This window comes from Streptomyces sp. NPDC056128 (assembly GCF_042263835.1).
In the GTDB taxonomy this organism is placed as follows: Bacteria; Actinomycetota; Actinomycetes; order Streptomycetales; family Streptomycetaceae; genus Streptomyces.
Map to the genome: position 1 here is coordinate 136,996 of NZ_JBHJVQ010000015.1, position 14,929 is coordinate 151,924.

The window sequence follows — 14,929 nt, forward strand, 5'->3', positions numbered from 1 at the left end:
CTCGGTCCGCAAGGGGTTCTCCTTCACCGGCGCAGGAATTCGACGAGGCTCTTGTTCACCGCGTCCGGTGACTCCAGATATCCGTAGTGCCCGCAGTCGGGCACCAGCTCGTACTCGGCGCCGGGGATCGCGTCGGCGACCTCCCGGCCCAGGTGGGGCGGGGCGATCAGGTCGTCCTGGAAGGCGATGACGCGGGTGGCGGCCCGGATGCCGCGGTACGCCTCGCGCCGGTCGGGCATCATGCCCACCCCGAGCTGCGCCCGGTGCCCCGCTCCGGAGACCCGGGTCAGTTCCAGCACGTCGAGCCAGTCGCGGGCCTGCCGGTCGTTGTCGAGGGTGCGGGGCGAGAGGTTCTGCATGGCCTGCACCACCGCCTCGTAGGCGGCGGGCAGCCGGACCCCCTGGTCGTACAGCTCCATCTCCGCGCGGGTCAGCGCGTCGCGCAGGGCGTCCGGGCGGGCCCGGGTCGCCATCAGCACCAGCCGGTCCATGAGGTCGGGCCGGGACAGCGCCAGCTCCTGGGCGATGTGGGCGCCCATGGAGATGCCGGCCACCTGGCAGGGGCCCAGACGGAGTTCCTCGATGAGGGCCGCGGTGTCGGCGACCAGGTCGTCGATGCCGAAGCCGCCGGGGCACTCCTCGCTGGGGGCGATGCCCCGGTTGTCGAAGCTGATCACGCGGAAGCCGGCGGCGACCAGGGCGGGCACCTGGTGCAGGTGCCAGGCCCGGCCGCTGCCGCCCGAGCCCATCACCAGCAGCACGGCCGGTGCCGAGCCGCCACCTCCCGGCGGCGCGCTGTCGTAGTAGTTGATCCGGATGTCGTTGACGGTGATGACAGGCATGGCGTCAGGCGACCTCGGACGAGGGGTTCATGGCGGTGACTCCTTCGGTCGGAGGGGTTGCGGGAACCGCGGGACCGGCGGACCGGTCCAGGCGTTCGGCCAGGGTCCGGCCGATGACGGCGAGGGCGGTGTCGGACTGCACGAGCCCGAGGTGGTCGGCGTCGACGCCGACCCGATCGATCCGGCCCGTCACGTGCGGGCGCCAGGACTCGGCGCCGCGGCGGGCCAGCTTGCCGGCGTCCACCCGTTCGGCGGCCAGCACCAGCACGTCGCCGTCGTAGATGCCGGGGGTGTGGCCGCGCATCAGGCCGGCGTTGTTCATGAACACCTGGAGGACGGCGGCCAGTTCGTCCTCATCCAGGCGGCCCATCGGGTCGCCGGACGCGTTCAGGAACGCCCGGTAGCGGGCCGAGGGGAAGCGGCCGCCGCTGAGTTCCTCCTCGGTGACGGCGAACCCGGCGTCACGCAGGTTGTGCGCGAACACCTCGGCCAGCGGGGTCTCCGCGCCCGAGCCCGCCTGGCGCGGATAGGCGTCCAGGAAGGCCAGCAGCTCCACATCCTGGCCACGGGCGCGCAGTTCGGCCGCCATGGCGAAGGCCACGTTGCCGCCGAGCGACCAGCCGAGCAGCCGGTACGGCCCCTCGGGCTGCGCCTCCTGGACCAGGTCGGCGTACTCGGCGGCCATCTCCTCCAGCGTGGCGGGCAGCGGGCCGTCGCCGTCGAGTCCCGCGGCCTGGATGCCGTAGACCGGGATGTCGGCCGGCACATGGCGCACCAGGCCCGAGTAGCACCAGCTCATGCCGGAGCCGGGGTGGACGCAGAACACCGGACGTGCGGTGCCGGTGGCGCGCAGCGGGAGCAGGCGCTCCATCGGCTCCCGGCCGCCGCGCGCCGCGAGCCGCACCGCCAGGTCGGCGACGGTCGGCGCGGCGAACAGGTCGCGCACGCCCAGCTCCTCGCCCAGCTCGGCGCGGACCCGCTCCACGAGCCGGATGGCGAGCAGCGAGTGGCCGCCCAGGTCGAAGAAGCCGTCGTCCAGACCGACCAGGTCCAGGCCGAGGACCTCGGCGAAGAGCCGGCACAGGGTCTCCTCGCGCGGGGTGCGCGGCGAGCGGCCCTCGGCGGTGCGGTACTCGGGCGCGGGCAGGGCGCGGTGGTCGAGCTTGCCGTTCGAGGTGAGCGGCAGCGCGTCCAGGACGACGAGGGCGGCGGGCACCATGTACTCGGGAAGGGTGGCGCGCAGCTGCTGCCGCAGCGCGGCGGTGTCCACGGCGGCACCGGCGTCCGGGACGACGTAGCCGACGAGACGGCGGTCGCCGGGCGTGTCCTCGCGGACCAGCACGGCCGCCTGCGCGACACCCGGCTGATGTGCCGACACCGCCTCGATCTCGGCCGGTTCGACGCGCATGCCGCGCAGCTTGACCTGGGTGTCGGTGCGGCCCAGGTACTCCAGGTCGCCGTCCGCGGTGTGCCGGACCAGGTCGCCGGTGCGGTACATCACGCCGCCCGCCGGACCGAAGGGGCTCGCCACGAAGCGGCCCGCGGTCAGCGACGGGCGGCCGAGGTAGCCGCGGGCGAGGCCGGGTCCGCGCACGTACAGCTCACCGGGCACGCCGGGCGGCACCGGCTGGAGGGCGTCGTCCAGGACGTATCCGGCGGTGTCGGCGATCGGGGTGCCGATCGGCGGGACGACCGCGCCCGACAGCGGGGCGCTCATGGTCGCGCAGACCGTCGTCTCCGTCGGCCCGTACGAGTTGCGCATCAGGCGCCCGGCGGACCAGCGTTCGACCAGCTCCGGCGGGCAGGTCTCGGCGGCCACGACCAGCGTCGTCCCGGCGGGCAGCGCCCCCTCGGGGATCAGCTGGAGCACCGCGGGCGTGATCGCCGCGTGGGTGACCCGGTGGCGCACCGCCAGCTCCGCGAGGGCGGGCCCGGGGACGGTGCCGGGTTCGGCGACGACCAGCGCCGAACCGGTCAGCAGGCCCATCGCCAGTTCCCAGAACCCGCCGTCGAAGGCGGGGGACAGGTGGTGCAGGACGCGGCTGCCGGGTACGACGCCCAGCTGCGAGGTGAAGATGTCCAGCAGGGCGGGCAGGCCGGTGTGCGTGACGGTGACGCCCTTGGGGCGGCCGGTGGTGCCGGAGGTGTAGATGACGTACGCGGGGTGGCGCGGCAGCAGCGGCGCCAGCCGGTCGGCGTCACGCAGGTCGCCCGGGTCCTCGTCGTCCGGCGTCTCCTCTGGCTCCTGGTCGAGCAGGAGCAGGGGCACGTCCGTGTCCGGGAGGCCCGGGGCGACCTCGGCGGTGGTCAGCAGCGCGACCGGCGCCGCGTCCTCCAGGGTGCCGGCGATGCGCTCCGCCGGGTGGGCCGGGTCCAGCGGCAGGTAGGCGGCGCCGGTCTTGGCCACCGCGAGGACGGCGACGGGCAGTTCGACGGAGCGGGGCAGGGCCAGCGCGACCAGCCGCTCGGGGCCGGCGCCCCGCGCCACCAGGAGCCGCGCCAGCCGGTTGGCGCGGGCGTTGAGCCGCGCGTAGGTCAGGGACTCGTCGCCGAGGACCACAGCCTCGGCGTCGGGGCGCTCCCGCACGTGCCGCTCGAACAGGTCGGGCAGGGTGGCCGGGGCGAGGCCCTTCGCGGTGGCGTTCCAGTCCTCGACGACCCGGTGCCGCTCGCGCGGGCCGAGGACGTCGATGCGGCTCAGCGGCCGGTCGGGGTGGGCGGCCGCGTCGGCGAGCACCCGCACGAAGCGGTCCACCAGCGCCTGCGCGGTGCCGTGGTCGAACAGGTCGGTCCGGAAGTCGAGGACGCCCGCGACCCCGTCGGGGGTGTTGTCCGCGGCCCGGCGCTCCGTCACCGAGAACCCGAGGTCGACCTTGGCCGCCGTAGCCGCCGAACCGCCCGCCCCGCTCACCGTCAGCCCGCCCGGCAGCGCCGGGGCGCCCTCGCCGTCCCCCCGCTGCGGGGCGGCGCTGCGCAGCGCCAGGACCACCTGGAAGAGGGGGTGGTGGGCGAGGGAGCGGGTGGGGTTGAGGGCTTCGACGAGGCGTTCGAAGGGGAGGTCCTGGTGGGCGTAGGCGGTGAGGTCGGTGTCGCGTACGCGGGTGAGGAGGTCGCGGAAGGTGGGGTTGCCGCTGGTGTCGGTGCGCAGGACGAGGGTGTTGACGAAGAAGCCGATGAGGTGGTCGGTGGCGTCGTCGGTGCGTCCGGCGATGGGGGTGCCGATGGGGATGTCCTCGCCGGCGCCGTGCCGGTTGAGGAGGGTCGCGAGCGCGGCCTGGAGCACCATGTAGAGGGTCGTGTCCGTGGCCCGCGCGAGTTCTGTCAGGCGGGTGTGCAGCTCGGCGGGGACGGCGAACGTGACGCGGTCGCCGGTGTGGTCGGCGGTGGCGGGACGCGGCCGGTCGGTGGGCAGGTCGAGCTGTTCCGGCAGCCCGGCCAACCGCTCCTTCCAGTGCGCGAGTTGCCGTCCCGCGATGCTGTCCTCGTCGCTGTCGTCGCCGAGTACGTCACGCTGCCAGAGCGCGTAGTCGGCGTACTGGACGGGCAGCGGCTGCCAGGCGGGCGCTGCGCCCGCACAGCGGGCCGTGTAGGCGGCGGTGAGGTCCTGGGCGAGCGGGGTGCGGGACCAGGCGTCGCTGGCGATGTGGTGGACCAGCAGCAGCAGGACGTGCTCCTCCTCCGACAGCCGCAGCAGCCGTGCCCGTACGGGGATCTCCGCGCCCAGGTCGAAGGAGTGCCGGGCCGCCCGCGCGAGGTCCGCCTCGTACGCGGCCTCGGTGGACTCGGCCGTCTCGAAGACCAGCCGGACCTCCTCGGGGCGGTACACCACCTGCCGGGCGCCGCGCTCGTCCTCGGCGAACGTCGTCCGCAGGCTCTCGTGCCGCCCGATCACGTCCAGCAGCGCCTCACGCAGCGCGTCCGGGCGCAGCGGTCCGGAGAGCCTGAGCGCGGTCGGGATGTTGTAGGTGGGGCTCGGCCCTTCCAGCAGGTGCAGGAACCACAGGCGCTGCTGGGCGTACGACAGCGGGACGCGCTCGGGACGCGGCTTCGCCGTGAGCGCGGCGCGCGCCCGGCCGGCGTGGTCGAGAGTCCCGGCGAGCGCGGCCGGCGTCGGCGCCTCGAAGAACTGCCGGATGGACAGCTCGGCACCGAGCGTGGTGCGGATGCGGCTGACCAGGCGGGTGGCGAGCAGGGAGTGCCCGCCGAGGTCGAAGAAGTCGTCGTCGACGCCGACGCTCGGCAGCGCCAGGACCTCCGCGTACAGGTCGCAGAGGATCTCCTCGCGCGGGGTGCGCGGCGCCCGGCCCGCCGTCCGGCCGGTGTAGGTGGGCGCGGGCAGCGCCGCCCGGTCCAGCTTGCCGTTGGGGCTCAGCGGCAGGGCGTCCAGCGTGACGAACGCCGACGGCATCATGAAGTCCGGCAGTGAGCGGGCCAGTCCGGTGTGGACGGCGGCCTCGTCCCAGCGGTCGCCGTCCGGCACGACGTACGCGACGAGCCGCTGGTCGCCCGGCTGGTCCTCGCGCAGCACGACCGCGGCCTGGCGCACGCCGGGACCGGCCGTGACGGCGGCCTCGATCTCGCCCAGCTCGATGCGGTACCCGCGCAGTTTGACCTGCCGGTCCGCCCGGCCCGCGAAGACCAGCTCGCCCGCCTCGGTCCAGTGGGCGAGGTCACCCGTGCGGTACATGCGGCTGCCGGGCGCGCCGAACGGGTCGGCCGGGAACCGCTCGGCGGTCAGCCCGCCCCGGCCCAGGTAGCCGCGCGCCAGCTGCACGCCCGCCAGGTACACCTCCCCGTCCAGGCCGGGCGCCACCGGCCGCAGCGCCGCGTCGAGGACGTACACCCGCACCCCCTCGTGCGGGGTGCCGATCGGCACCGGGCCCGACGGCACCGCGCGGTCCGGGTCGATCCAGTGCTCCAGGCAGTGCCCGGTGGCCTCGGTGGGTCCGTAGACGTTCACCACCGTCACGTCCGGCATGGTCGCGCGCCAGGGCGCCAGGACCTCGCCGCGCAGCTCCTCGCCGCCCAGCGTGATGGTGCCCGAGGGCGAGACGTCCTCGGGCATGGTGGTGAGCAGCGCCAGGTGGGACGGGGTGCCCTTCATGAACGTGGCCCGGCGGAAGCCGGGTTCGCTCACCGCGGTCTCGGCGAGCGCGCGCAGGTCCGTCAGCCGGACGCAGCCGCCGCTGATCAGCGGGGCGTGCAGGGAGCCGACGCTCTGGTCGAAGGACGCGGACGCCTGCATCACGGACAGCCCCGAGATGTCCGGCGCCTGCGAGGACCGGCAGTGCCGGACGAACGCCGACAGCGCCCGGTGCTCGACGACGACGCCCTTGGGGCGGCCCGTCGTGCCGGACGTATAGATGACGTACGCCGGATGCCCCGGCAGCAGGGGGCCCGAGCGGTCCGCGTCGGAGAGGCCGCTGCCGGAGTGCCGGGCCAGCGACCGGCCGGTGCCGGGGTCGTCCATCACGAACGTCAGCGGCCCGCAGCACTCCTCGCCGATCCGGGCGTCCACGTCGGAGGTGGTGAGGACGAGCGCCGGGTCGGAGTCCTCGATCATGTAGCGGACACGGTCCGGCGGGTACTCCGGGTCGATCGGCACGTAGACGCCGCCCGCCTTGAGCACCGCCAGCATGCCGACGACGAGTTCGGTGCGGCGCGGCACCGCGACCGCCACGGGCCGTTCCGGGCCGACGCCCAGCTCGACCAGGCGCCGGGCCAGCCGGTTGGCCGCCGCGTCCAGTTCGGCGTAGGTCAGCCGCCCGTCGGGGGCGATCAGCGCCGTCTTGCCGGGGGTGCGCGCCACCTGCTCCTCGAACAGGTCGGTGAACCGCTCCGCGGGCCGTACGTCGTCCGAGCCGCTCCACTTCTCCAGGACGGTGCCGCGCACCTCCGGGTCGAGCAGCGCGACCGCGCCGACCCGGGTCCGCGGACTGTCCAGGATCGTGTGCAGCGCCCGGCGGAAGGCGGCGACCACGGCCTGGATCCGCTCCGCGTCGAAGACCTGGGGGAGATAGCCCAGCGAGAACCGCAGGGTTTCCCGCGGCAGGGCCAGCAGGCCCAGCGGATAGTGCATCTGGTCCTTCGAGTGGACCTTGAGCACCGTGGGGAGGTCGGCGTCCGGCGCGGCGCCCGGCGGCCGGCCGCGGCTGGAGTTCAGCGGGTAGTTCTCGAACACCATGGCGGTGTCGAAGAGTTCGCCCGAGCCCGCCCAGCGCTGGATCTCCGCGAGCCCCACCCACTGGTGGTCGATGAGCCGGGCCTGCTCGCTCTGGGTACGGCGCAGGAAGTCCGCCAGCGTCTCGGCGGGCCGCAGCCGCACCCGCAGCGGCAGGGTGTTCATGAAGAGACCGACCATCGTGTCGACGCCGGGCAGCTCCGGCGGGCGGCCGCTGACCGTCACGCCGAACACCACGTCGTCCCGGCCGGTCAGGTGGGCCAGCACCAGCCCCCAGGCGCCCTGGATCACCGTGTTCACCGTCAGCCCGTGCGACCGGGCGAACCGGGTCAGGGCCGCGCTCGCCGCCTCGTCCTCGGAGAAGTCGATCCGCTCGGGCGCAGCGGTGAGCGCACCCCGGTCCGGCGCCACGATGCTCGGGGTGTCGAACCCGGAGAACGCGCCCGTCCACGCCTCCTGGGCCGCGTTTCGGTCCCGGCCGCCGAGCCAGCCCAGGTAGTCGCGGTAGGGGCGTACCCGGGGCAGGGCGGTGGCGTCGCCGTGCACCGTGTACAGCGTCATCAGCTCGCGCAGCAGGATCGGCATCGACCAGCCGTCCAGCAGGATGTGGTGGAGCGTCATCAGCAGGCGGTGCCGGGACGGGCCGAGCCGGACCAGGGTGAAGCGGATCAGCGGCGGCCGGGACAGGTCGAAGCGCGTCCAGCGGTCCCGCTCGGCGATCCGCTCCGCCGCGGCCTCCCGCTCCTCCTCCGGTACGGCCGCCAGGTCCTCCTCGCCCCAGGGCAGGGCGACCCGGCGGGGGATGAGCTGCACGGGACGCTTGAGGCCCTCGTGCCGGAAGGCGGCGCGCAGGTTGGCGTGCCGCTCCAGCAGCGCCTGGCCGGCCCGGCGCAGCCGCTCCGGGTCCGTGTTCCCCTCCAGCTCGATGAAGACCTGGACGTTGTAGGCGTCCAGTTCCTCGTCGTCGAAGAGGTTGTGGAACAGCATCCCCTCCTGGAGCGGGGACAGCGGCAGGATGTCTTCCAAGCCGGACTTGGCCATCAGAGGGAGCCCCATTCGCTCTCGAGTCGGGTGATGTCGTCCTCGCTGAGCGAGGTGAGGGAGACGTCCGAGGGGGTGAGGCCGCTCGCCTCGGGCCGGCCGGCGTGCTCGACCAGCGCCTTCAGGGCCCGGAACCAGCCCTCGCCCAGGCGCCGCACCTCGGCCTCGGAGAGCACGGCGTCCGCGTACGTCCACACGCTGTGCAGCCGGGGTCCCGCCTCGGTGTCGTGGGCGCCCGCGACCAGTTCGACGGGGTGCGCGAGCGGCGTGTCCGGATGCTGGCCGGCGACCCCGCGCCCGAGCACGCTCCACGCCTCGGGTCCGGTGGCGCCGTCGGCGGCCCGGCCGCCGGTGTACCGGCCCAGGTAGTTGAAGCCGTACGCCGGCACCGGGAGCGCGGCGAACCGGTCCCGGGTGCGCGGGTTGAGGTGGCGCAGCAGACCGTAGCCCACGCCGTCGCGGGGGACGGCGCGCAGTTGCTCCTTGACCCGCTTCAGGGCGCGGCCCGCGGCGGCACCGCCGTCCCACACCTCCGGCCAGTCCCACGCGTCGACCTCCGGGCGCAGCGGCACCGGGTGCATCGACGTGAACCAGCCGGTGGTGCGGGTGAGGTCGGCGCCCGGCACCAGGTGCTCGTGGCGGCCGTGGCTCTCCAGGTCCACCGTGACCGGCGTGCCCGCGCCGCCGCCCCGGGCGCGCCGCCAGTCGGCGACGGCCAGCCCGAACGCGGTGAGCAGCAGGTCGTTGATCTCGGCGCGGAACACCCCGGGGACCCAGGTGAGGAGGGCGTCGGTGGTGTCCGCGTCCAGGTCGAGGACGACCTGACCGGAGCGGGCGTGGGTGTCGCGGGCCGGGTCCAGCGCCGGGTCCGTCGGCTCGGCGGCCGGGCGGACCGCGTCCAGCCAGTGGTCCGTCTCCGCCTCCGTGGCGGCCGTGCCCGCGAGGTCCCGCAGCGCACCGGCCCACTGGCGCCAGTGGGTGCCGGCCGGGCTGAGCGGGCGGCCCTCGTAGGCGGCGGCCAGGTCCGGCACGAGCAGCCGCCAGCTGACGGCGTCCACGGCCAGGTGGTGGGCGACCAGGACCAGCAGCCCCGGCCGCCCGGGACCGCGGTCGACGCGGCAGGCGCGCAGCATCCGGCCGTCGGCCGGGTCCAGCCGGTCGCGTTCGGCGGCGGCCGCCCCGGCGACCACGGCGCGCAGCGCGTCGTCGTCGGCGTCCGGCGCCCGCAGGTGCGTGAGCAGGTCCGCGGCGTCCACGGTGCCGGGCTCGGGGACGGACATGGACCAGTCCGCGGCGACCCGCAGCCGCAGCGAGTCGTGCCGGTCCACGACGGCCCCGAGGGCGGCCACCAGCCGCGCCTCGTCGAGGTCCGCGGGCACGGACACCACCACCGACTGGTTGAACGGGGCGACCGGGCCGCCCAGTCCGGCGAACCAGCCCATGATCGGCGTGGCCGGCACCGGCCCGCTCGCCGGCACCTCCTCGACCGCCCCGGCGTCCGTCTCCGGCTCCTCCGCGCCGTCCAGCGCCTCGGCGATGTGGGCGACGCTCTGGTGCTCGAACACGTCCCGCACCGAGAGCGTGAGCCCCTTCGCGCGGGCCCGGCTGACCAGCTGGATGGAGAGGATGCTGTCGCCGCCGAGGTCGAAGAAGCCGTCGTCGACACCGACGGCGTCGAGCCCCAGCGCCTCGGCGAACAGCGTGCACAGCAGCTCCTCGCGGGCCGTCGTCGGCGCCCGGCCGGTGCCGGCGGCCGCGTAGTCCGGCGCGGGCAGCCGCCCCCGGTCCAGCTTGCCGTTGGCCGTCAGCGGCAGCTCGGCCAGCCGGACGAACGCCGACGGCACCATGTAGTCGGGCAGCGACGCGCGCAGCCCCTCCCGCAGCTCCTCGTCCGACGGCACGGATCCGTCCCCGGCCACCAGGTAGGCGACCAGCCGCCGGTCGCCCGGCCGGTCCTCCCGTACGACCGCCACCGCCTCCGGCACCCCCGGGTGCCGGGACAGGGCCGACTCGACCTCGCCCAGCTCCACCCGGAAGCCGCGGATCTTCACCTGGTCGTCGACGCGGCTGATGAACTCCAGGTCGCCGTGCCGGTTCCAGCGCACGATGTCGCCGGTGCGGTACATCCGCTCGCCCGGACCCTCGAAGGGGTTGGCGACGAACCGGGACGCGCTCTGCCCGGGCCGGTTGAGATAGCCGCGCGCCAGCTGCACCCCGGACACGTACAGCTCGCCCGGCACCCCGGCCGGCACGGGCTGCAGGTACGGGTCGAGGACCAGCATCCGGGTGTTGGGGAACGGGCGGCCGATGGTCAGCACGCCGTCCGCGAGGTCGTCCGGCGTCTCGACCCGCCACGTGGTGCAGCCCACGATCGTCTCGGTCGGACCGTACTCGTTGAGGACCCGCGCCCCCGGATGCGCAGCGAGCAGCGTCCGCACCGCGCGGCCGGTCAGCGACTCGCCGCCCAGGACCAGCTCACCGTCCGGCACGCACACCCCGGGCAGCCCGGTGATCAGCGGCAGATGGCTGGGCGTCGCCTTCAGGAACGTCATCTGCGGCAGGTCCGCGGGCACGTCACCGTCCAGCGCCCGCTCGTGCAGCTCCTCCAGGTCCGCCAGGTGCACGCAGCCGCCGTTCAGCAGCGGCGCGAACAGGCCCGTCACGGTCAGGTCGAAGGAGAGCGGCGAGTGCAGCAGCGCGTTGCCCGCCACGCCCGGATACAGCTCCGCCGACACCGCCAGGTAGTTGACCACCGGCTGGTGCTCGACGAGCACCCCCTTCGGCCGGCCCGTCGAGCCCGACGTGTAGATGATGTACGCCGCGTTCCACGGCGACAGCGGCTGCGTCCGGTCCTCGTCCGCCAGGTCGTGCGCGGGCTGCGCGGCGAGCCGCGCCGTCACGTCCGGGTCGTCCAGGAGCAGCCGCGGCAGCTCCTCCGGGAACACCCCCGCCGGGACCGCCGACGTGGTCAGCGCGCACACCGGCGCCGCGTCCTCCGTCATCGTCGCGATCCGATCCCGCGGGCTGCCCGGGTCGACCGGCAGATACGCCGCACCCGTCTTCAGCACCGCGAGCACCGCCACGCCCATCTCCACCGACGGCGGCAGCGAGATCGCCACCACCTGCTCCGGGCCCGCCCCGGACTCCGCGAGGAGGTGGGCGAGCCGGTTGGCGCGGGAGTTCAGCTCGGCGTACGTCAGCGTCGTCCCGTCCGCCGAGAACGCCGGCCGCCTCGGGGTCCTCGCCACCTGCTCCTCGAACAGCTCCGGCAGGGTCCCCTCGCGCTGCGGACGCGCCGTGTCGTTCCACTCCTGGAGCAACTGCCGCCGCTCGGCAGGGTCCAGCAGACCGATCCCGCCGATCGGCAGGTCCGGGTCGGCGGTGACCGAGCCCAGCACACCGAGCAGCCGCGAGATCACCGACTCCGCGGTCTCCCGGTCGAACAGCTCCGTGCGGTACTCCAGCGACCCCCGCATGCCCGCGGGGCCGCCCGACGCGTCGTGCCGCTCGCCGAAGGTCAGCGACAGGTCGAACTTCGCCACCCCGGTGCCGGCCGTCATCCGGGTCGCGTTCAGGAGCGCGCCACCGTCGCCGGACGCGGCCCGCCGGGTGCTCCGGTCCGCCGTGTTGTTGAACGTGATCATCACCTGGTACAGCGGGTGATGGGCCAGACTGCGCGCCGGGTTGACCGCCTCCACCAGCCGCTCGAACGGCACCTCCTGGTGCGCGTACGCCGCCAGGTCGCCCTCCCGGACGCGGCCCAGCAGTTCGCGGAAGGTGGGGTTGCCGCCGGTGTCGGTGCGCAGCACCAGCGTGTTCACGAAGAACCCGACGAGATCCTCGGTGGCGGCGTCGTTCCGCCCGGCCACCGCCGTGCCGATCGGGATGTCCTCACCCGCCCCGAGCCGCGTCAGCAGCGCGGCGAACGCCGCCTGGGTCACCATGAACAGGCTGGAGTGCGTGGCCCGCGCCAGCTCCGTCAGCCGCGCGTGCAGCGCCGCGGGCACCGTGAACGCGATGCGGTCACCGGTGTACCCGGCGGTCGCGGGCCGCGGCCGGTCGGTGGGCAGCTCCAGCGCCTCGGGCAGCCCGGCCAGCGCGTCCTTCCAGTACGCCAGCTGCCGCCCGGCCACGCTCTCCGGGTCGGCCTCGTCGCCGAGGACGTCACGCTGCCACAGCGCGTAGTCCGCGTACTGCACCGGCAGCGGCTCCCAGCCCGGCGCGTCACCCGCGCAGCGTGCCGCGTACGCGGCCGTCAGGTCACGGGCCAGCGGCGCCATCGACCAGCCGTCGCTGGCGATGTGGTGGATGAGCAGCAGCAGAACGTGATCCGTCTCCGAGACCCGGAACAGCCGCGCCAGGAACGGGATGTCGGCGGTCAGGTCGAAGACGTGCCGGGCCGCCTCCGCCACCCGCTCCTCCACCTCCTCCGCGGTGACATCGACGACGTCGAGACGCTGGGCGGCCGGACCGGCGGGCAGCACGATCTGCCGCGACCCGTCGTCGTCCGCCGCGAACACGGTCCGCAGGCTCTCGTGCCGCTCCACCACGTCACCGATCGCCCGCTCCAGCGCCGCCCGGTCCACCGGACCGGACAGCCGCAGCGCCGTGGGCACGTTGTACGTCGCCGAAGGACCCTCGAACTGGTGCAGGAACCAGAGCCGTTGCTGCGCCGGCGACAGCGGCACCCGCGCCGGACGCTCCCGGGCCACCAGCGGCGTCCGCGCGCCCGCCGCCCCGTCCAGCACCTCGGAGAGCCCGGCGATGGTCGGCGTCTCGAAGAACTGCCGCACGGACAGCTCGACGCCCAGCGCCGTCCTGATCCGGCTCACCAGCCGACTGGCGAGCAGCGAGTGCCCGCCCAGGTCGAAGAAGCCGTCGTCGATACCGATGCGGGCGACGCCCAGCACATCGGCGAAGAGCGCGCACAGGATCTCCTCGCGCGGACCCCGCGGCTCCCGGCCGGCCGGTTCACCGTCGTACTCCGGCGCGGGCAGCGCCTTGCGGTCCAGCTTCCGGTTCGGCGTCAACGGCAGCGCGTCGAGCACCACGAACGCCGTCGGCACCATGAACTCCGGCAGCCTTCCCCGCAGCCGCTCCCGCAGCTCCCGCGCGTCCGGCGCCGGACCCGCCGCCGGGACGACGTACCCGACCAGCCGCCGGTCGCCGGGGCGGTCCTCCCGCACCGTCACCGCGGTCTCGGCGACCGACGGGTGCCGGGCCAGCTCCGCCTCGATCTCCCCGAGTTCGATGCGGAACCCGCGCAGCTTGACCTGCTGGTCCACCCGGCTCAGATACCGCAGCGCGCCGTCCCTGCGACGGCACACCAGGTCACCCGTGCGGTACATCCGCGCCCCGGCCGGACCGTACGGGTCGGCGGTGAACCGCTCCGACGTCAGCGCGGGACGCCGGTGGTAGCCCTGCGCCAACTGCTCCCCGGCCAGGTACAACTCGCCCGGCACACCCACCGGGACCGGCCGCAGCGCCGCGTCCAGCACATACGCCGACGTGTTCGCGAGCGGGCCGCCGATGACCGGCCCGGACTCGGCGACATCGGCGGCCGTGGCCCAGATCGTCACCTCCGTCGGACCGTAGAGGTTCGTCACGGAACGGGCCCGCTCCGTCAGCGTGCGCGCCAGCTCGGACGGCAGCGCCTCCCCGCCCACCAGGACGCGCACCCCGGCCAGTTCGTCCCCCGCCACGGCCGCGACACCCTGCCACAGGCTCGGCGTCGCCTGGACCATGGTGATCCCCGACGCGGTGACGGTACGCAGCAGCGCGTGCGGGTCCTTCGCGGTCTCCTCGTCGGCGAGCACCAGCACCGCCCCGTGCAGCAGCGGCAGGAAGATCTCCAGCCCCGCGATGTCGAAGCCCACCGTGGTGACGGCCAGCAGCCGGTCGCCGGTACCGGGAGCGAACCGCCGGCCCATGTCCGCGAGGAAGTTCCCCAGCGCCGCGCGCGGCACCACGACACCCTTGGGGCGCCCCGTGGAACCCGAGGTGTAGATCGTGTACGCCGGATGCGCGCCGAGGACCGGCCCCCGCAGCTCGTCGGTGCCGAGGTCGTCGCCCGCGTACGCCGCCAGCTCCGCCTCCGCGACCGGCTCGGTCAGTGTGAGGGCCGGTCCGGCGTCGGCCAGCATGTACTCGACCCGGTCGGCCGGGTAGTGCGGGTCGATCGGCAGGAACGCCGCCCCGGACTTCAGCACCGCCAGCAGCGTCACGACCAGCTCCGCCGACCGGGGCAGCGCCACGGCGACGGACCCGCCCGGAGCCGCGCCCCGCGCGACGAGGTGCCGGGCCAGCCGGTTCGCCCGCGCGTTGAGCTGCCCGTACGACAGCCGCGTACCGCCGAACTCCAGGGCCGTCGCGTCCGGCGACCGGCGCGCCTGCCGCTCGAACAGCCCGGTCACCGAGTCGGCGGGCGCCTCGGCGGCGGTGTCGTTCCACTCCTCCAGGACCAGCCGCCGCTCGGCCGCGTCCATGATCTCCAACTGCCCGACGGGCCGCCCGGGATGGGCCACCGCCACCGCGAGCAGCCGCACCAGACGGTCGGCCAGGTCCCGCACGGTCTCCCGGTCGAAGAGCGCCGTGCTGTACGTGACCCCGCCGCTCATGCCCTCGCAGGCGTTGTCGGCGCCGAAGTGCTCGGCCAGCGCGAACGACAGGTCGAAGCGCGCCGAGACCGACTCGGACGCCACCACCTCGGCCGCGAGATCGGCGAACCGCTCCGTCTTCGCCCCCTGCGTGTTGTGCAGGGTGAGCATCGTCTGGAAGAGGGGGTGGTGGGCGAGGGAGCGGGTGGGGTTGAGGGCTTCGACGAGGCGTTCGAAGGGGAGGTCCTGGTGGGCGTAGGCGGTGAGGT

At 74.7% G+C, this 14,929-nt stretch carries 3 protein-coding genes; all 3 read right to left on the reverse strand.

What is annotated here, in order from left to right; translation table 11 throughout:
* Positions 1-23: 23 nt before the first annotated feature.
* Positions 24-842 carry an alpha/beta fold hydrolase gene (locus ACFC1X_RS25590; RefSeq protein WP_376357310.1) on the reverse strand — a complete coding sequence of 273 codons (819 nt, stop codon included), beginning with the start codon at positions 840-842 and terminating at the stop codon, positions 24-26.
* A gap of 4 nt (positions 843-846) precedes the next feature.
* Complete coding sequence (locus ACFC1X_RS25595; RefSeq protein ID WP_376357312.1) at positions 847-8,064, reverse strand: amino acid adenylation domain-containing protein; 7,218 nt, start codon at positions 8,062-8,064, stop codon at positions 847-849.
* On the reverse strand, positions 8,064-14,929 hold a 6,866-nt coding region (locus ACFC1X_RS25600; protein WP_376357314.1), incomplete at its 5' end, for an amino acid adenylation domain-containing protein. The genes ACFC1X_RS25595 and ACFC1X_RS25600, both read right to left, overlap by 1 nt.

Excerpts from the sequence above, each read along its gene's own strand:
- ACFC1X_RS25590 (WP_376357310.1), bottom strand. The coding sequence starts at position 842 with ATGCCTGTCATCACCGTCAACGACATCCGGATCAACTACTACGACAGC.
- ACFC1X_RS25595 (WP_376357312.1), bottom strand. The coding sequence starts at position 8,064 with ATGGCCAAGTCCGGCTTGGAAGACATCCTGCCGCTGTCCCCGCTCCAG.